This window comes from Vibrio sp. Vb0598, from assembly GCF_033338935.1.
GTDB lineage: Bacteria > Pseudomonadota > Gammaproteobacteria > Enterobacterales > Vibrionaceae > Vibrio > Vibrio alginolyticus.
Map to the genome: position 1 here is coordinate 1 of NZ_JAWOTP010000010.1, position 19,664 is coordinate 19,664.

General features: G+C 43.0%; 18 protein-coding genes. 6 read left to right on the forward strand and 12 right to left on the reverse strand.

Features of this window, described 5'->3' with window-relative positions; all coding sequences use genetic code 11:
* Nucleotides 1-951, forward strand: a 951-nt coding sequence (locus R7Q38_RS11845) for a flagellin (RefSeq protein WP_318114243.1), incomplete at its 5' end; no start/stop codon positions are given.
* Between the two features lie 116 nt (nucleotides 952-1,067).
* The gene (locus tag R7Q38_RS11850; protein WP_239939076.1) at nucleotides 1,068-2,192 is read left to right on the forward strand and encodes a flagellin; all 1,125 of its coding nucleotides are present in this window, start codon (nucleotides 1,068-1,070) and stop codon (nucleotides 2,190-2,192) included.
* 96 nt (nucleotides 2,193-2,288) lie between these two features.
* On the opposite strand, the gene crr is transcribed toward R7Q38_RS11850, so the two are convergent.
* From crr to cysZ, 5 genes are all read right to left on the reverse strand, one after another.
* On the reverse strand, nucleotides 2,289-2,798 hold the full coding sequence (gene crr / locus R7Q38_RS11855) for a PTS glucose transporter subunit IIA (protein ID WP_005382041.1): 510 nt from the start codon (nucleotides 2,796-2,798) through the stop codon (nucleotides 2,289-2,291).
* A gap of 121 nt (nucleotides 2,799-2,919) precedes the next feature.
* On the reverse strand, nucleotides 2,920-4,644 hold the full coding sequence (gene ptsI, locus R7Q38_RS11860) for a phosphoenolpyruvate-protein phosphotransferase PtsI (protein ID WP_005389298.1): 1,725 nt from the start codon (nucleotides 4,642-4,644) through the stop codon (nucleotides 2,920-2,922).
* Between the two features lie 140 nt (nucleotides 4,645-4,784).
* Nucleotides 4,785-5,042, reverse strand: a complete 258-nt coding sequence (locus tag R7Q38_RS11865; protein WP_005382043.1) for an HPr family phosphocarrier protein — start codon at nucleotides 5,040-5,042, stop codon at nucleotides 4,785-4,787.
* A 300-nt stretch (nucleotides 5,043-5,342) separates the two neighbouring features.
* Nucleotides 5,343-6,311: a cysteine synthase A gene (cysK, locus tag R7Q38_RS11870; RefSeq protein WP_005382045.1), complete on the reverse strand. Its 969-nt coding sequence runs from the start codon at nucleotides 6,309-6,311 to the stop codon at nucleotides 5,343-5,345.
* 164 nt (nucleotides 6,312-6,475) lie between these two features.
* Nucleotides 6,476-7,219 (reverse strand): sulfate transporter CysZ, encoded by a 744-nt coding sequence (gene cysZ / locus R7Q38_RS11875; RefSeq protein ID WP_031780324.1) that lies wholly within the window; start codon nucleotides 7,217-7,219, stop codon nucleotides 6,476-6,478.
* 251 nt (nucleotides 7,220-7,470) lie between these two features.
* Here cysZ and zipA point away from each other — a divergent pair, with 251 nt between their 5' ends.
* From zipA to R7Q38_RS11890, 3 genes are all read left to right on the forward strand, one after another.
* Nucleotides 7,471-8,427 carry a cell division protein ZipA gene (zipA, locus tag R7Q38_RS11880; protein ID WP_239939077.1) on the forward strand — a complete coding sequence of 319 codons (957 nt, stop codon included), beginning with the start codon at nucleotides 7,471-7,473 and terminating at the stop codon, nucleotides 8,425-8,427.
* Nucleotides 8,428-8,517: 90 nt separating this feature from the next.
* Entirely contained in the window at nucleotides 8,518-10,530 is a 2,013-nt protein-coding gene (gene ligA, locus R7Q38_RS11885; RefSeq protein WP_017819968.1) for an NAD-dependent DNA ligase LigA, read from the forward strand.
* Between the two features lie 510 nt (nucleotides 10,531-11,040).
* On the forward strand, nucleotides 11,041-12,450 hold the full coding sequence (locus R7Q38_RS11890) for an OprD family porin (RefSeq protein ID WP_137281778.1): 1,410 nt from the start codon (nucleotides 11,041-11,043) through the stop codon (nucleotides 12,448-12,450).
* 40 nt (nucleotides 12,451-12,490) lie between these two features.
* Here the strand turns inward: R7Q38_RS11890 and R7Q38_RS11895 are convergent, their stop codons facing one another.
* The 7 genes from R7Q38_RS11895 to bcsE form a co-directional block, all read right to left on the reverse strand.
* The gene (locus R7Q38_RS11895) at nucleotides 12,491-12,673 is read right to left on the reverse strand and encodes a hypothetical protein (protein WP_021707681.1); all 183 of its coding nucleotides are present in this window, start codon (nucleotides 12,671-12,673) and stop codon (nucleotides 12,491-12,493) included.
* A 113-nt stretch (nucleotides 12,674-12,786) separates the two neighbouring features.
* Nucleotides 12,787-12,966, reverse strand: a complete 180-nt coding sequence (locus R7Q38_RS11900) for a hypothetical protein (protein ID WP_239939336.1) — start codon at nucleotides 12,964-12,966, stop codon at nucleotides 12,787-12,789.
* A 324-nt stretch (nucleotides 12,967-13,290) separates the two neighbouring features.
* A complete protein-coding gene (locus R7Q38_RS11905; RefSeq protein ID WP_167415062.1) occupies nucleotides 13,291-13,752 on the reverse strand; it encodes an NfeD family protein in 462 nt (153 codons plus the stop codon).
* Nucleotides 13,753-13,755: 3 nt separating this feature from the next.
* Entirely contained in the window at nucleotides 13,756-14,673 is a 918-nt protein-coding gene (locus R7Q38_RS11910) for an SPFH domain-containing protein (protein WP_213886802.1), read from the reverse strand.
* Nucleotides 14,674-14,826: 153 nt separating this feature from the next.
* A complete protein-coding gene (gene bcsG, locus R7Q38_RS11915; RefSeq protein WP_239939305.1) occupies nucleotides 14,827-16,452 on the reverse strand; it encodes a cellulose biosynthesis protein BcsG in 1,626 nt (541 codons plus the stop codon).
* Nucleotides 16,452-16,628, reverse strand: coding sequence for a hypothetical protein (locus R7Q38_RS11920; protein ID WP_172797322.1), 177 nt, complete (start codon nucleotides 16,626-16,628; stop codon nucleotides 16,452-16,454). Before R7Q38_RS11920 ends, bcsG begins: the two co-directional genes overlap by 1 nt.
* Nucleotides 16,625-18,208 (reverse strand): cellulose biosynthesis protein BcsE, encoded by a 1,584-nt coding sequence (bcsE, locus tag R7Q38_RS11925; RefSeq protein WP_239939304.1) that lies wholly within the window; start codon nucleotides 18,206-18,208, stop codon nucleotides 16,625-16,627. The genes R7Q38_RS11920 and bcsE overlap by 4 nt, the downstream gene beginning before the upstream one ends.
* 674 nt (nucleotides 18,209-18,882) lie before the next feature.
* On the opposite strand from bcsE, the gene bcsQ reads away from it, so the two are divergent.
* The gene (gene bcsQ / locus R7Q38_RS11930) at nucleotides 18,883-19,662 is read left to right on the forward strand and encodes a cellulose biosynthesis protein BcsQ (protein ID WP_005388623.1); all 780 of its coding nucleotides are present in this window, start codon (nucleotides 18,883-18,885) and stop codon (nucleotides 19,660-19,662) included.
* The last annotated feature ends 2 nt before the right edge of the window (nucleotides 19,663-19,664 follow it).

Below are 19,664 nucleotides of genomic sequence, written 5' to 3' on the forward strand. Positions count from 1 at the left end.
GATGTAGCGGTTCGCAACGCGAACGACGGTATCTCGATTGCACAAACTGCTGAAGGTGCAATGAATGAGACCACTAACATTCTTCAACGTATGCGTGACTTGTCTCTGCAATCAGCAAACGGTTCAAACTCGAAAGCAGAACGTGTTGCGATTCAAGAAGAAGTGACCGCACTCAACGACGAACTAAACCGCATTGCAGAAACAACCTCTTTCGGTGGGAACAAGCTGCTAAACGGTACTCACGGTGCGAAATCGTTCCAAATCGGTGCGGATAACGGCGAAGCGGTAATGCTTGAGCTAAAAGACATGCGCTCAGACAACAAAATGATGGGCGGTGTAAGCTACCAAGCAGAAAGCGGTAAAGGTAAAGATTGGAACGTTGCCCAAGGCAAGAATGACCTAAAAATCAACCTAACGGACAGCTACGGCCAAGAGCAAGAAATCAACATCAGCGCAAAAGCGGGTGACGATATCGAAGAGCTTGCGACTTACATTAACGGCCAAACTGACCTAGTGAAAGCATCAGTAGACCAAGATGGTAAACTGCAAATCTTCGCAGGCAACAACAAAGTTGAGGGCGAGGTCGAGTTTTCAGGCGGTCTATCTGGTGAACTAGGTCTGGGCGAAGGCAAAAAAGTAACGGTAGATACTATCGACGTAACCTCAGTTGGTGGCGCACAAGAATCTGTTGCTATCATCGATGCGGCACTGAAATACGTAGATAGCCACCGCGCAGAGCTGGGTGCTTTCCAGAACCGTTTCAACCACGCAATCAGCAACTTGGACAACATTAACGAGAACGTGAATGCGTCGAAGAGCCGTATCAAAGATACAGATTTCGCGAAAGAAACGACGGCAATGACCAAATCACAAATTCTATCGCAAGCGTCAAGCTCAATTCTAGCGCAAGCGAAACAAGCGCCTAACTCAGCGCTAAGTCTGCTAGGTTAATCAATTTAACAAAGCAAGAAACCAAAGCCAGGCTCATCCCTGGCTTTTTGCTTATTGGCTATAACGATTCAGATGTGTCCTGACAGTATGTTCGATAAGGCATTCATATCGATTAGATGATCTCTTTAAATTCCAATGTTTCTGCGATGGTGGCGCAGAGACACCTGAGTCAAGCAGCTGCGCAAAATGTTGAGTCACAACGCAACCTAACTTCGGGATTTCGAATCAACTCGGCGAGCGATGATGCGGCAGGTTTACAGATATCGAATACTCTCCATGTACAAGCGAGAGGGCTTGATGTCGCCTTAAGAAATGCACACGACGCTTTTTCTGTTGCTCAAACAGCGGAGGGAGCATTGCACGAAAGCAGTGACATATTGCAACGCTTACGCTCTCTGGGGCTTCAAGCAGCAAACGGCAGTTATGACTCAAGTGATCGGCAAAGTATTCAATATGAGGTCGTAGCGCTGCAAGATGAGCTTGATCGTGTCGCGATCACGACAACATTTGCGGATAAAAACCTGTTTGATGGATCTTACGGTTCACAAAGTTTCCATATTGGCGCGAACGCTAATTCAATCTCTTTGACGTTACGTAACATGCGTAGCCATATCCCAGAGATGGGAGGGCAGCATTATGTTGGTGATGCGGTCGATAAAGATTGGCGAGTCACTAAAGATAACCAAACCCTAAAAGTCGAATACCAAGACAGTAAAGGGCAAACCCAAACGGAATCCATTGGACTCAAATTGGGTGACCGTATAGAACAGGTCGCCACTTACATCAATGCTCAACAATCGATAGTGAATGCTTCAGTAACGGAAAACAACGAACTGCAATTCTTCGCTTCTACGATGAAGGCGCCAGAGGGTGTGGTTCTCGATGGGAGTTTAGCGGATGAGCTTGATGTGAGCGCTGGTCAATTAGTCACAATGGATGACATCGATATGTCGACGGCAGGTAAGGCGCAGCTTTCAATTGGGGTGATTGATGCAGCAATTAAGTATGTTGATTCGCACCGGAGTGAAATTGGCAGCTTTCAGAACCGTGTAAACGGCTCGATGGATAACTTAAATACTGTGAATCGGAGTGTTACAGAATCCAAGAGTCGAATAAGAGATACAGACTTCGCAAGAGAATCTACGGAAATGGTGCGTTCTCAAGTGCTCCAAGATGCGACAACAGCATTATTGGCTCAGGCAAAGCAAAGGCCGAGTTCGGCACTTGGATTACTTAGCTGAGCGGATTTCATTGATGTAAGTCGATCAGAAACAAAATTTCAGGTAATAAAAAACGCTGCCAATGGCAGCGTTTTTTCGTGTTCGATTAAGTAAAAATTACTTAGTTACACGTAGAACTGGAGTTTCACCAACAGTTACAGAACCAGAAAGCTTGTTTAGCTCTTTGATTTCGTCCATGTTAGAGATAACAACTGGAGTTAGCGTTGACTTCGCTTTCTCTTCTAGAAGAGCTAGATCGAATTCAATTACAGTGTCGCCAGCTTTAACAGTTTGACCTTCTTCAGCGATACGCGTGAAGCCTTCGCCTTTTAGTTCAACTGTGTCGATACCGAAGTGAACGAAAAGCTCAACACCGTCGTCAGACTCGATAGAGAACGCGTGGTTAGTTTCGAAGATCTTACCGATAGTACCGTTTACAGGAGCTACCATTTTGTTGCCTGCTGGCTTGATAGCAATACCGTCACCAACGATTTTCTCAGCGAAAACAACATCTGGCACGTCTTCGATGTTTACAATCTCACCAGAAAGTGGCGCGATGATTTCGATAGCACCAGCGTCAGCGCTGTCATCAGATACAAGCTTCTTAAGTTTGTCAAACAGACCCATTGTGTCATGCTCCTAAGGTTTGGTTTTATTCTGTCGAATTATAGTATACCAATATAGCTCATTAGACGACTTTTTTCGCCGTCTAATGGCCATTAAGTATTGAATTACTTGGTACTACCGATTACTGAGCTTTCTCAGCAATAAACTTTTCTACCACGGCTTCGATTTCTTCTGCTGTCGGTAGAGAAAGGGCTTCTTCAGCCATTGCTTTCACTTCTGCGAAGTTAGAGTTACGAACTACTTTCTTCACTTTAGGGATTGAAATGCCGCTCATTGAGAACTCGTCCAGACCCATACCTAGAAGTAGAAGTGTTGCACGCTCGTCACCTGCAAGTTCACCACACATACCAGTCCATTTACCTTCTGCGTGAGAAGCGTCGATAACTTGCTTGATCACAGTAAGTACAGCAGGTGATAGTGGGTTGTATAGGTGAGAAATCATCTCGTTACCACGGTCAACCGCTAGTGTGTACTGAGTTAGGTCGTTTGTACCGATAGAGAAGAAAGATACTTCCTTCGCTAAGTGGTGTGCGATCGCAGCAGCAGCAGGAGTTTCAACCATAACACCGATTTCGATGTTTTCGTCGAACGCGTGGCCTTCAGCGCGTAGCTCTTCTTTGTACTCTTCGATCGCTTTCTTAAGCTCACGGATTTCTTCGACAGAGATGATCATTGGGAACATGATACGCAGTTTGCCGTGTGCAGAAGCACGTAGAATGCCACGTAGCTGATCACGAAGGATTTCACGACGATCTAGACTGATACGTACAGCGCGCCAGCCTAGGAATGGGTTCATCTCTTTTGGAAGATCCATGTATGGGAGATCTTTATCGCCGCCGATATCCATAGTACGGATGATCACAGCTTGACCGTTCATTGCTTCCGCAACTTCTTTGTACGCTTGGTACTGTTCTTCTTCAGTTGGTAGCGCAGTACGGTCCATAAATAGGAATTCAGTACGGTACAGACCAACACCTTCACCGCCGTTACGAAGGATACCGTCACAGTCTTTCACTGTACCGATGTTACCGCAAACTTCTACACGGTGACCGTCAGTCGTTTCTGCGTGTAGGTCTTTCAGTTTCGCTAGCTCTTCTTTTTCAGCTAGGAATGCTGCTTTAACCGCTTTCGCTTCTTCTAGCTCAGCTTCTGATGGGTTAACAACAATCTTGTTGTTCATTGCGTCAAGAATCAGCATGTCGCCATTCTTAACTTTCTTCGTGATGTCGTTAGTACCAACGATAGCTGGAAGCTCGAGTGAGCGAGCCATGATTGAAGTGTGAGATGTACGACCGCCGATATCACAAGCAAAACCAAGCACGTAGTCTAGGTTGATTTGTGCAGTTTCAGATGGCGTTAGGTCGTAAGCAACAAGAATTACTTCTTCGTTGATATCGCTAAGCGAAACAATGTTGATGCCTAGTGCGTTCTTAACAAAACGAGAACCGATATCGCGGATGTCAGTTGCACGCTCTTTTAAGTATTCGTCGTCTAGAGACTCAAGAGCACATGCTTGCTCTTCGATCACTGAGTGGATAGCGTGATCAGCAGTCATCTTGTCGTTTTTGATAAGTGCTAGGATTTCCTCTTCTAGCTCTTCGTCTTCAAGAAGCATGATGTGACCTTCAAAGATCGCTTCTTTTTCTTCGCCAAACGTTTCAAGCGCTTTTTGCTTGATAGTTTCTAGCTGAGCTGCAGATTTGTTACGAGCGTCAAAGAAACGCTGAACTTCAGCTTCTACTTGATCGTCAGAAATAGTGTTTGTGTTTAGGACAATTTCATCTTCTTGAAGTAGTAGTGCTTTACCGATTGCAATACCAGGAGATGCTAGGATGCCTGAAATCATAGCCTTACCTTAAGTTTGGTCAACTTTATAAAACGGGAGAATAATGGGTGCGCTAACGAATAGTTTTAGCTTAGTTTTGAGCCTATTTCCAACGAAGCCATTTTGCTTTCACAAAATGGCTTCTGGAGTAGGAGACCGGATTAGTGTAGTTGGTCCATTAGAGCAACTAGGTGGTCAACTGCTTGCTGAGCTTGTGGGCCTTCAGCAGAAATAGTAACTTGAGTACCTTTTACTAGGCCTAGTGTTTGTAGTTTGAACAGGCTCTTAGCGCTAGCGCTTTTACCGTTAGAAGTCACAGTGATGTCTGCGTCGAATGCTTTTGCTTCTTTAACAAACTGTGCAGCTGGACGAGTGTGAAGGCCGTTTTCTGCTGTGATTTCTACTTGCTTCTCGTACATGTGATATACCCCAATAAATGTATTTTTTTGTTAGTTTGTGACCAGATTTTAGCTTAACTGCTTTACATCTTGTGCGCTAGCACGGGAAGAGTTCAAAGCGCGTCAGTTCTGATACTAGTCAAAAGTTTGGTAACTACGCAACTGTTTGCGTGCGTAATCACTTTGAAACCTTTTTGTGTTCTGCTTCTTTATTTTGAAGCTAGAAATAAAACACCCTGATATTACCAAAGGTAGGGCAGGGATCAACAAAAAAGCCCCTAAACGGGGCTTTTTTAAACTAAAAATTGATTTGAACACATATTATTGTTGGTTCTCTTTTTCGGTAAAGATACCTGCAAAGAGTGCTGTACTTAGGTAACGCTCACCGGAACTTGGCAAGACAGTTACAATTGTTTTTCCTTCAAATTCAGGTAGTTCCGCAAGTCGGTTCGCTGCAACAACCGCTGCGCCAGATGAGATACCAGCTAGGATACCTTCCTCTTCCATTAGGCGACGAGCCATCTCAATCGCTTCTTCTGAGGTAACTTGCTCAACACGGTCAATAATGTCTAAATCGAGGTTACCAGGGATGAAACCAGCACCGATACCTTGAATTTTGTGTGGGGCAGGTTGGATTTCTTCGCCAGCAAGTGCTTGTGCAATAACCGGAGACTCTGCTGGCTCAACTGCAACAGAAGTGATGGCTTTGCCTTTTTCACCTTTGATGTAACGGCTTGTACCTGTGATAGTACCGCCCGTACCAACACCAGCAACGAATACGTCGATTTCACCGTCTGTCGCTTCCCAAATCTCAGGGCCCGTAGTCTTTTCGTGGATTTCTGGGTTCGCTGGGTTGTCAAATTGTTGAAGAAGTAGGTACTTCTCAGGGTTGCTTGCTACGATTTCTTCTGCTTTAGCAATCGCCCCTTTCATGCCTTTCGCCGCTTCAGTCAGCTCAAGGTTCGCGCCTAGTGCTTTTAGTAGCTTACGGCGTTCTAGGCTCATTGATTCAGGCATGGTCAATGTTAGCTTGTAACCGCGAGCAGCCGCTACGAATGCTAGAGCAACACCTGTGTTACCACTGGTAGGTTCTACAAGCTCTACACCTGGCTTAAGAAGCCCCGCTTTCTCTGCTTCCCAAATCATGTTTGCACCGATACGGCACTTAACACTGAAGCTAGGGTTACGCGCTTCAATTTTCGCGAGAACTTTGCCTTTACTTACTTTGTTTAGACGAACGAGAGGTGTATTACCAATAGTAAGAGAGTTATCTTCGTAGATTTTGCTCATAGTGATGTTCCTTCATTACACGTTGTGTGAATATGGATAGAAGAATATGCGGTATGAAAAAAAGGGAAAAGGATTAAAAAGTTATATCTTATTAGGTTGGCCCAGAACTTGATAAAAGAAAAGGGAAAAGCTGGCGCTGATCCCTTTCCTTAATCTCTAATCGACTATCGTTGGTGCTTAAACTCCGCGACCCACATAGCGGTTGCACCACATATTGCTACAGGCATGACAATGAGGTTCAAAATTGGGATCGTCGTAAATACAGACACCAATACCCCAAAGCCATAGGCCTTACCTTGCTTTTGTTTCAATTTGTAACGCATGTCGTTAAATGGAATTTTATGGTTATCAAACGGGTAGTCACAATATTGAATCGCGAGCATCCAGGCGGTAAAGATAAACCATAAAAATGGGCCTACTGTTTGTCCAAGGGCAGGGATGAGCAATAATAGGAATAGGCCTATTGCTTTAGGTAATATGTAAAGGAGCTTTCTCCACTCACGAGCTAAAACGCGAGGAACATCTTTCAGGACGGCAGTGAAACCATCATCATTTACTTTTTGTCCCGTTAAGTACTCTTCCACTTTTTCAGCCAAGAGGCCATTGAATGGCGCGGCGATAAAGTTCGCGAGCGTGCTGAAAAAATAGGAGAAGGTAGCGAGTATCGTCAGAGCGAGTAAAGGCCAAAGAATGTAAGTTAACCAGGATAAAAACTCAGGCAGCTGCCCAATCCAGTCTTCGATCCATATATTAAGGTTTGAAAATAGATAGAAGATGGCACCACCCACAAGCAAGATATTTGCAAGTAGAGGTAAGATGACAAAGCGTCTGATTTTAGGGGCAAGTGCCAATTGTATCCCGTATAGAAAATAACCGAACCCGGTTCTCTGCTGATTGTTTTGCTTCATGTCTATTTTGGCTTCGTGTAAATGAAAACTCATTGTACCTGTGAGGACTTTTCTTTCAATGCCCTGACAAATGACGTCTTGTTAAGTGGAATCGTGGCAAGAATCACAACAAAAAACGGAACTTCTTGCATTAAGTTGTTCTAAATCTACATATAGTTTTGGTAAAGTAAACGTATCATTCAGATTTATTGCACTTGGGTTGCTGCTCAAGGAACTGCGAGTAGTAAAAACAAGTATATTGAGAGTAAATAATGCAGGAATTGCGATTCGTACTCATTGTTGTTGGCGCATTAGCCATCGCGGCATTACTGTTTCATGGTTTATGGAGCAGTAAAAAAGAAGGCAAAGCAAAGTTTGGTAACAAGCCACTTGGTAAGCTGGATGTTGACCAAGAAGACAAAAATGATCTTGTTGAGAAAGAACGAGACTTCGCTCCCGCTCCTGAAGATGACTTTGAGATCATTCGCAAAGATCGCAAAGAACCAGATTTTGGGATGGCGAGCTCTTTCGACAACAAGTTTGAATCTGACCCGTTATTCGGTGGTCCATCTGAAGTCAAACAGACGCAGCAGGAGCCGGATGACATCCCTTCATTTGTTGCAGAAAAAGATAAAGAAGAGGACGTTGAGCCTGTTGTTCAAGCAACAGTAGCTGAAGAGCCATTCCAGCCTGCTGTGGAAGAAGACGTTATTCCCGCCGCGTTTGATGTTACGGAGAAAGAACAGCAAGTCGAAACGGTTAGTGAGCCTGTCGTTGCAGAGCCTAAGGAAGAGCCAAAGCCAGAACCTGAAATGCAAGTGATTGTATTGAATGTGCACTGTGCTGGTGAAGAGCCATTTGTTGGTACTGCTTTATTTGAAAGTATGCAACAAAACGGTCTAATTTATGGCGAGATGGATATTTTCCATCGTCATGTTGACTTGTCCGGTAACGGCAAAGTGCTGTTTAGCGTCGCTAATATGATGCACCCTGGTACGTTTGAGCATGCTGATCCTGCTGAGTTTACAACGAAGGGTATTTCATTCTTCATGACATTGCCTTGTTATGGCGAGGCTGAACAGAACTTCAACTTAATGCTCCGAACTGCGCAGCAAATTGCTGATGACTTAGGTGGTAACGTACTTGATGACCAGCGCAACTTAATGACGCCAGATCGTTTAGCATCTTATCGACGTCAAATAGTTGAGTTTAATGCCGCTAACGCATAATCTTAACAGCAAATAATAATAGGGCTCCGGATGGAGCCCTTTTTCTTGGATTTCCCAACCTCACCGATTGAAAATACACGGGGCTTTACTATGTCTGAATCAGTACTTCAGCGACTAGAAGAACTAAAAGAGTCGTTGCATTACCACGCTGTGCGTTACTACGTGGAAGATAACCCAGAGATCCCTGATGCCGAGTACGACCGTTTAATGCGAGAGTTACTGGATATTGAAGCTGAGAACCCTGACTTAATAACCGTAGACTCGCCAAGCCAACGTGTCGGTGGACAACCTCTCTCTGCGTTTAGCCAAGTGACACATGAAGTACCGATGCTTTCGCTTGATAACGCGTTTGATGATAGTGAACTTGATAGTTTCCACAAGCGCGCACAAGAGCGCGTGGGCAGCCAGAGTGTGAAAGAATACTGTTGTGAGCCTAAATTGGATGGACTCGCCGTAAGTTTGTTATATGAGAATGGCGTATTAGTTCAGGCGGCCACTCGAGGCGATGGTACTACGGGTGAAAACATCACAGAGAATGTGCGTACGATTAAAGCCATTCCTTTAAAACTCAGAGGTAATGACTGGCCAAATCGTCTTGAAGTTCGTGGTGAAGTCTTTATGCCGAAAGCTGGGTTTGAAAAGCTCAATGAATTAGCAAGGAAGAAAGGCGAGAAAATCTTTGTTAATCCACGTAACGCTGCGGCAGGTAGCTTGCGACAATTGGATTCACGTATTACAGCTTCTCGTCCGCTTAGCTTCTATGCATACAGTGTAGGCGTGGTGCAAGGCGCAGAATTGGCAGCAAGTCATTACGAACGCTTTTTGCAAATCAAATCTTGGGGACTGCCAATGTGTCCGGAAACTAAGCGAGTTGAAAGCTTGGCGGATGTAAAAGCTTACTACCAAGATATATTGCAGCGTCGTGATGCCCTCCCTTATGAGATCGATGGTGTCGTTATTAAAATTGACGATATTGCCGTGCAAGAGCGTCTGGGGTTTGTTGCTCGCGCTCCACGTTGGGCGATTGCCTACAAATTCCCAGCACAGGAAGAAATGACGACACTGAATGAAGTGGAGTTCCAAGTCGGTCGCACTGGTGCGATTACACCTGTTGCTAAACTAGAGCCTGTATTTGTTGGCGGGGTAACGGTAAGTAATGCGACGCTTCATAACGCAGATGAGATAGAACGTCTGCAGGTCAAGATTGGTGATCACGTTGTGATCCGCCGTGCTGGCGATGTTATTCCCCAAGTCGTATCTGTCATCAAAGAGCGTCGACCAGAAACAGCTCGAGATATTGTTTTCCCAACTCAGTGTCCTGTTTGTGGTTCGCATGTTGAGCGGATCGAAGGAGAAGCGGTAACACGTTGTATGGGGGGCTTAGTTTGCCAAGCCCAACGCAAACAAGCGCTAAAACACTTTGTTTCTCGTAAAGCGTTAGACGTTGACGGTTTAGGCGATAAAGTGATCGAGCAGCTTGTTGATCGTGAGATGGTGAAAACTCCTGCTGACTTATTTAAGTTATCAGCGGGGATTTTAACCGTACTAGATCGCATGGGGCCAAAGTCTGCGCAGAATATTGTGAATGCGTTAGAAAAATCCAAAGAGACAACGTTACCTCGGTTTTTGTATTCACTGGGGATCCGTGAAGTTGGCGAGGCAACCGCAGCAAACTTAGCAATGCACTTTAAAACGTTGGGAGCGATCCAAAATGCTACCGAAGAGCAGTTGATTGAAGTGCAAGACATCGGTGCTGTGGTTGCTCAACATATTACGACTTTCTTTAGTGAAGAACAGAACCAAGCGGTGGTTAAAGATTTGCTTGAACAAGGAATTCATTGGCCAGAGATTAATACTACTGAGCAGGTGGGGGAATTACCATTAGAAGGTAAAACAGTAGTATTAACGGGAACACTTTCTCAACTGGGGCGTACAGAAGCCAAAGAAGCCCTCCAAGCACTGGGGGCTAAAGTGACGGGTAGTGTTTCTAAGAAAACCGATATTTTGTTTGCTGGTGAAAATGCAGGTTCGAAGCTCGCAAAGGCACAAGAACTGGGTATCGAAATTAAAACAGAACAAGACTTACTCGAACTGATGAATTAAGTCTTCTCAAAAAAGCTAAAAAATAACTAAAAGCCCCGTATGGTAAGCATGCGGGGCTTTTTCTTGTTCATAATTAAGTGTTTTTTTATTGAGTAATTGATGCCTTTGTTCTTTTCAGTGATCAAGATCGAACCTTGGGTTATTGGTTTTTTTGGCTTTTTTAGTCTGCGAGTGACTTCAAGTTGATACTTTTAAGTTCAAATTAAGTGTTTGATTTTAAATAATAATTTATTGTGTTGTGTTGATGTTGTTAAAAATAAGATCTGGATCAATAAGTTATATGGAACTTTGGAGTGGCTCATATTTTTTTAGAAAAAAAATAAGTTCCATTTGGATGTTTTTAGCTGCGAAGTTAGTCTTAATCACGTGGATACACGGTGTGTATGCAGGAACTAAAAAAAGCCAAATTAGAAATAATGAGGTTTGATCAGGAATTTACTTCTCTCCTTCGGCGGCCAACTAAAGGTGAGATAGAAAAATACAGCTATATCCATTTTTAGGAGTTTTTCCATGGACAAATTTTTTAAGGTTTCAGCGTTAACCGCAGCAATGTTTGGTGTTGTTGCTGTCGCTCCAGCTACAGCGTCTACTGAAAGTGCAGCAGGTGGCGAGTACGTAGAGAAAGTGAACGAATTTATGCAAGACTCAAGTCTGAATGCATTATTCATAGTTGATACTCGTTCACGAACTCGTACAACAGGTAAGCCCGGCGGTGAAAATGGTGACCGTTGGAGTCGTCTAAACTACTCTTCTTACAACGCAATTTTAGACTTCACTTCTGGCTACCACGATGGTTGGGTGGGCGCAGATGTTGCGGCTTACTACTCTGGCGATCTTTACAACGATAGTCTTTACAATTCAAACGAAGGCTACCTATGTAACGAAATCTCAACTTGTAACAACCTAGACTGGGGTGCAGGTGATGGTCAGCAGCTTAAAGTTTACAAAGCAGCGCTGAAATTCAAAGCAAACGAAAACTTTAATGCTCGTTTCGGTATGTTACAGGCTGGTGGTAACGGTACAATCGGTAACGTTTGGAGCTTTGTACCTGGTACTTACCGTGGTTTCGAACTGAACGCTAAACTTGGTGATTTCAACCTAAGCTACTTTGGCGCAGACCAATTTACAGCACCTTGGCTGCTTCACGAAGATGATTACGCACCAGCGCTTTGGTCTGACACGTCATGGAGCTACCTACACTCTCTAGGCCTAAACGGTAACCTAACTGACAGCTTGTTTATGCAACTTGGTTTGGGTCAAGCTACTGGCGTTAAATATGCAAATGGTGTTGACTGGGGGGCAGGTCAAGTAACTAGCTACCACAACGAAACTGACAACACTTCTTACAAGGCTTACTTGAAGTACACTGTTAGTGACCGTACAACTCTAGCATTTGATTTCTACGGTGTTGACGATGATGTGAAATACGATGGTCTAGGTTTCCACACTGGTCTATCTTTGAATCAATCTTTCGGCAAGCTAGCTTGGATGTCTGAGTTGCGCTACACAGACACAGATAACCGTGCGGACTTCGTTCCTCGTACTATTCATACATATGGTATGAACAATGGTACTTGGTCTCAGTGGTGGGACGCGCTGTCTGACTGGAACAAAGCGGGTGAGCTAGCATGGTACAACCGTCTATCTTACAACCAAGGTAACGGCTGGAACTACTACCTAGGCTTTGGTTACGGTACTGGCGCTGACTCTGCAGCAAGCGGAGCATCAGGTGACTGGGATTACGAAAGCGAATACGCAGTTAACGCAACAGTATCTTACTCACTACAAAGTGGCGCGCTTAAAGGTTCTACCATTCGTTTACACGGTACAATCCTAGAACGTGATGAGTACGCAGGTGCTGGCGATGCGGATGAAACAGACTTACGTCTACAAGTTCTTATCCCTTACAGCTTCCACTAATACTTAATGAGATAATAAAAGGAGCCGCTAGGCTCCTTTTCTATTTCACTTCTCGGCCGTCGTATATTTTGCAATATAACGGTGGCAACATATGTACATTACCGTTTGGCAACTCACACTTTATCTCTGGGCCTAACGTACGACCACCGGATGCACCATTAGCATGAGTGGTTAACGGAATTATGGCAAAAGATATTACTAATAGACCAGATAAAAATCTCATAATAATCACCTTAATATAAACTTTAAATATTTACGTACTGATATAAACCGTGACTACGCAGAAAGGCAAGGTTGAATAGGGCTCTTATATCAAACTAAGCTCTTACTTCTTTACTATTCCCATTCACCACCTCTAAATTGACACATTTCACTTGGAATATTCGTAACGTCGCCACTTGGCATCTTACATTCGACTATAGGTCCCAAATTAGTTGTACCGCCGTTTCCGTTGTTGTAGGCAAAGGAAGAAAAAGAAAAAATACCGCACAACATTAAAAAGAGAAGCTTATTCATAGTACATCCTCTTACTTACCAAATAAAAAGCACTTAACTTAAATGCTTATGCGTTAAGTATGTATCCGAGGATAAAAAGATCAAAAAATAATTCAATAAAGTTTTATTTTTTAAAATAAATTTAGATCGATAATTTACCTAGATATATTTCTATCTTATTGATTGTCGTGTGTTGAATAATTAAATAATAGGAAATGTGAGGTAGGATATTAATAATATTACTAATACTTATTTTTTTCTCGATTTTAATTAAGGTAATGAAATGAAAGCAGTTGTTTAGATTAAAGTAATGGAGCATGATTTGCCCCATTACTTTGGCATAAATTAATTAGAATCAGGCTCAATGATTAAAATAATACCTTCCACATCAGTGACTCTTACGCGGGTACCGGCTGGAAGTGCTTGATCCGATTGTGCGGACCATGTGGTATCGGCTACCTTGATGCGATTGAGTCCGACGGAAAAGTCTTCTTCAAGGATAAGAGTACGCCCAATTAACTGCTTGTACTTTTGGTTCAGATCTCTTTCTTGGTCTTCTTGTTTGTCTTTAGACCATTGTCGTCGCCACCAAAGCCAGGTGGTGATTAAGCTGAAGCTTGCAAAGCAAAGCCATTGCAATTGCCAGCTCATTGGCAAAACGGTCATGATTGCTCCAACGATAAGTGCAGACATCCCGAGCCAGAGAAAATACCCAGCGGTACCAAGTAGCTCAACTGCTAAAAGAGCAAAGCCAAACGCTAGCCAATGCCAGAAAGAGATACCTTCCAACAAACTAAAAAAGTCCATAAATTATTCTTTATCTTGTTGTTTAAACATCTCTGCTATCCCTGCAACCGAGCCCATTAGTCCGGTTGCTTCTAATGGAAGCATAATGATTTTACCATTTTCGGCTTGACCAATGCTCTTGATCGCTTCGGTATAACCCTGTGCAATGAAGTAATTGACGGCTTGCATGTCACCTTTTGCAATGGCTTCGGAAACCATGTAAGTCGCTTTTGCTTCTGCTTGCGCGGCACGCTCACGTGCTTCTGCATGGAGAATAGCAGACTGCTTTTCGCCTTCAGCTTTTAATATCTCTGATTGTTTATGACCTTCGGCCTTTAATATCTCAGCTTGGCGAACCCCTTCTGCTTCAAGAATTTCCGCACGCTTATTACGCTCGGCTTTCATTTGCGCATTCATTGCAGCGGTCAGATCGGCTGGTGGCTGGACATCTTTAATCTCAATTCGTGTGACTTTTACGCCCCAAGGGTTTGTTGCTTGGTCAACAATCGCCAACAGCTTAGAGTTGATCATGTCGCGTTGGCTCAGCATTTCGTCCAGTTCCATTGAACCTAAAACGGTACGAATGTTGGTAAGGGTCAAGTTTCTAATAGCGTGTTCTAAGTCGTTGACTTCATAAGCCGCTTTGGCAGCATCGATCACTTGAACAAATCCGACAGCGTCAATAACCACGTTAGCGTTATCTTTTGAAATGACCTCTTGCGCAGGAATATCGAGAACGCGCTCCATCATGTTGACTTTTTGCCCTATCTTATCAACAAATGGAATGATCAAGTTTAAACCCGGCTTTAATGTGTGGGTGTAGCGTCCGAAGCGTTCAACTGTCCAGTTGTTTCCTTGCGGAACCGTTTTAATGGCTGAAGATAAGATAACGACAGCAAGAACGACGAAAATACCGATGGTGATCAGTGAATCAATTGGCATGAGTTATTCCCTTAAGTGCATAATGTTCGATCCATTTTTACCTATTTATAGACAATAGACAATTGAAGTTCTGAGACCTTTGAGAGGTTATTGGTTTTTTATATGACAAAGGCCGGAAACACCGGCCTTTGTCATTGCATGGTTTTATTCTCGCTATTTCGCGGGGTATTCAATCCAACTTGAACCATCAAGAGAAACATAATACTTCCCTTGTACTTCAATCACAGTAGAGCCTGAGTTCTGCGCGACAATTCGTGTTTCTGGTAGGTTCTCTGTCAATATTGAAGGGCTAAACGTCTTACTTTGATAAATGTTTTTATCCAGGATATTCGAAACGAGCTGCGACAATGCCAGATAGCTAGATGGCTCGCTTACGTGTTCGGTGTCGCCCTGACGCTGAATTCCTTCTCCGAAGATTTTAATTCCTACCGGTGTATGAATGATTGTCGGTGCAGGAATTTCTCGCATACCTGAAATTTGCATGCGGTCTCCTCGCATACCACCACCATGTTCTGGTACCAAAGCGACAACGATGTTGCGTTTTGAGGACTCTAAGGTTTTAAAGAACGCGTGGAGGTCATCAAGCAAATTCTTAAGGCGCATTTTGTAGCTAGCAATAGATGTGCTTGAGTTCGCATTGATGATCCTGTTGCCATCATGTAGTGAAATTGAGTTGTAGAGTGCCACGACTTTGTCGTCACTACTGTTAAGTCTTTGCTGCCACCAGTTATCCAATACTTGCTTATCGCGGAAGATCGAAGAGCCATCAAAAGATTTTTGGTAAGGAGTTAAGTCTTCTTGAGACATAAGAGCCGCTTGTAAGTCGCCGTCTTTTTTGATCAATTCAAGGAAGCTATCAAAGACACCATTGTGGTTCATCAGTAAATTTTCTGTGAAGCCTAGCTCTTTCAAACTTTCGAACAAGTAGCACTGCTTTGATGGTGCTGGCTGGAACAGTTGACTGTGTTCCTGTTGACCACAATTGGCTCGTAACAGACGAATGACCGCAGGCCCGCTGTATGACGTTGCAGAGCTAAAGTTGTCGAACATGATGTCAAATTCTTTGAATAGAGGATGATCGGCCAGTCCTGCAATTTCGATGTCATCCCACGCGACCGAGCAAATACTCAAGAACAACAAATCGAAAGGAGCATCCATTGCGCTGTTGGTATCGAATGCCACACGTCGAGAAGCTTCTTTAGAAAAGAAATCTGCAGTTAACGTGTTGAGACTGGCATCATTAATTTCCGTTATTTGAGGTTGTTTGCTAGCAGTAACCTCGGTTGTTGGCTGTTGTTGGGCTACTTCTGCAGCCACTGTTGTCTGAGGTTCAGTCGTCATAGGAATACTTATATAGATCATCGCAATAACCACAAAGACTGAAACCCTAACAAACTTGCTCAAAATAAAGTACGCACCACACAAAGCGAGCAATCCGAGTATTGCTTGGAATGATAAAAATCGTCCCAAAAGCTCGACCAGATAACTCAATTCAAACTGCATTAACTGTCCCGCTTGAGCCCAAAGACGGTCTAGAGGAGGGAGATAAGAATCGTAATGCAAGAGCCACGCTGCGGCGACAAATGAAACGATATGGCGCACCGCATTTAGGCTTTTCATCGAGATAGGAAGCAAGATGAAGATCAACAGCGCAAAGTTTTCCATTGGATGGAAATCGATGATTCCTTGAAAATAGAGCGCTGTTTTTGCGATAAAGTAAATGTTCCACCAGCCCAATCCTATAGTGAGGGGGGTAGAGTCATGAGAATGCGATGTCATTACTTAAGCTTCTTGGTGTTAGTGGCTGATGTATCTAGCTCAAAATAGCGCGAGCGTTTTAAGTGTTTGTGGTAAAAGCGTCGGGTAGCGTTTACTAGGTCACGTAGAAAGTATCCTAGGAGTAGGCCAATACCTGAACTGATACACACGGTCAGTAAAAAATCGTTAATATTCATGAACGTTCCTTGAGCTCAATGGTTTTTTTCACAGCAAACAAAGGAGGAACATCAACCATAGAATTAATGGTGTTATGGAATATTTTCCTCTCTGTCGCCAGAGCTGAAACGTCGTCGGATATGACGGCTTCATCTTGAACGATGAATTTTAACTCTGTTTCGATATCTAATTGAGTATCAAACGTGTGAGTTGAGTGAAATAAGTCTCTCACTGGGAACTCAAATATATTGTTGAGTGCAATGTCAATATCGCTATGTCGAATAGCACTGAACAAGACATACAGAGCTTTGTTGCAGGCTGTCACAACGTCGCCATCTCTTCGAATATGGCAAAGACGTAAACATTCCTCTGCCGTCATGCCTGGTAATAAGTTCAGCTTGATAAGCGCAAAGTTCACATTTGAGTGTGTTGAGTGGGAAATGACGTCAATACAGTATTGGCTAAAGTCCTGGTTTTGTAAGTAGCCTTTGCTACCAAACTTAAGGTCATACTTTAAGAGCGCCTCTAAACTGTCAGGAATTGGACGCGTAAGCATCTGGCCTTGAATTGCTTCAACCTGAGTCATAAAGCGCATTGGGGGGATTTGCGCGTGAGAAATGAAGTTTGCCCCCGAGCGAAGTAAGAACTTTTCATCTGCATATCTCAGACATTGTTGGGTCTCCCTGACAATAATCTTTAGCTGACGGCCATACGCGGACCTTAAACGGTAGCAATCTAACGCGATCTGTTGAACTTCGCTTTGGTTATCACAGCTGAAAACAATAGTTGAAGAGCGAGGGTTGTTTAACATCGCTATGAGCTCTTGATTACTCTCAGCCATACTCATCCCTTTTGGGGCTTTCTCGCTTTCTCTGAAGGCTCCTCTGCTGATATATATTCTATCACTATCCGATTTGTCTTCCTGTATGGCACGAGGCTGATGGGTTTCGTAAGACGTTGCTTTTAGCTTCTTATCTTTAGTGTTAGAGAGAAGGTATTCGTCTTGGGAAATTACACCGTGTTTATTGGACCAAAAATCCACAAGATAGCAGTAGCGAGCATCATCAAATGATGTCATGGTCGCCAAACCGGCGATGTATCTATTATGAGAAATAAGAATGGGCTTTAATAGTGAAGTCGTCAGATGCCCATATATACAAACACTAATAGTGAGTTTTTTATTACTTGCTAGTTCATTTAAGTTTCGTAGGAAAACACTTACAAAATAATCATCACTTGATGATAGTAGTGAATCTGGAACTACTAATATATATGTGGAGAGTTTCTTTATATTTGTTTGGTGAATGTCTTTCACAAGATTTATAGCGTTCGGCGCTTTATTTGTGAATTTGTTGCTAAGAAAGAAACACTGTTCAATATGGAGTGTGGATAACTCATTGAATTTGCATAAGGCTTCATCATTCAATGCAGACAAAAAAGTTTCCTTGTCTGTAAAGCTTGTAAGTGAAGTGTTGTTATTTTCTGGTAGCGTACTGAACAAATAATCAATGACCATTTGCTTATGTGTAAACAAGTTTACATAAACAGAACTTATCTCTTTTTCAGAAGTAATAGCGGATAACCCGGAGATTGCTGACATCAAAAGGCCTTATATTCAATAGTTTACTGTCGTTTTGCGTTGTGGCTTACAATCCGCTGTATGCTAATCGTTACAATGTTAACTTTTCTTGGCGACAAGAAAATGACGCCAAGATATTAAACGAAATTGATCAAAAATTAAAATAGTTATAGCATTGCTTCATATGATGTTTATAAGTTTAAATTCAATAATTTTCAAGCCTATGATTTTGCTGTAAATTATTTATTTCACTTATATGTCGTAAATGGATAATTACAATTCACCTTCATAACCCCTGTTTCTGAAGTCAAACATCATTTAGGGATTTATTAATTATGTGAACTAATAAACAGCCCTGTTCACATTCATTAGCATTCTGTAAATATGAGACGCATAGTTCGATGCGTCAATTTTTTAACAATGGAATTTATACTGCAAAGAGTAATTGGCGGGATTGCCATTACCGCAGTTTAAACACCGTTATATTGTGAAAAAAATGTTGTGACTGAGTCTGCAAAAGATATTAATTCGATCTACTCTTCTTATAACTTAACTCAACATAAGTATATTGAAACAACAGAAAACGAGTCTTACGTGCAAGCTAAAAATAAGTGGTTGGTCTTTCAAGCCAACGGTGCTCGCAATGCTCTGTTTCAAGTGCGTATTAAGCAGACAGGTTTAGAGACTGAAGCGATATGAAACGCCTTCTTTTTGTTAGTTTAAAAGGTGGTTGTGGCTCAACGACCGTCGCTGCGAACTTGGCACAAGCATTAGTTAAGATAAACAAACAGGTACTGGCCATTGAGGTGGTGTCTAACAGTTTACTGCAAACTCATCTTGGCTTGCCGCAGGAAGAGAAAGATGGCTGGGCGAAACAACTTCTTTCAGATAAACCTTGGACCCAGGCTGGTTATGAAAGCCCACAAGGTGCACTTTTTTTACCGTTTGGCCATCTGAATTCTGAGCAGTTAAAAGCGTTTTTTAACGAGCGTTCTCACTACCTGTCAATGCTAGGTGAAATGACGTTGCAAGTGAGCGAAAACCGTGGTGAGCAGTGGCTGCTTTTTCACGCCGACTTAGCAGAGCTTACTGATCCTGAAGTGCGATCTTTTGTCGACTCAATGGATATGATTGTGGTGGTGGTAACGGCAGACGCCCTGAGTTATCTCACTCTTCAATCTTGGCTACAACATGAAGAGCTATCGAGATTGCTTCGCTCTGACAAATTACGTTTTTTGGTGAATAAGTATCAGCCAGAAACCGAAATTGGTCGTGATTTCATGTTGGTGCTGAAAAAGGAACTTAGCGAATCCTTGATTCCTGTTTCGATTCATCGAGATACGGCATTGCTTGAATGTGTGGCAAACCTGACGACCGTTCAACACTATTCGCCATCGAGCCAAGCCGCAAAAGATTTTCAGTCTTTTGCTTTTTGGTGTGTATCAGCGTTATCAAGCGCTCAGGACCAAAGCTAATT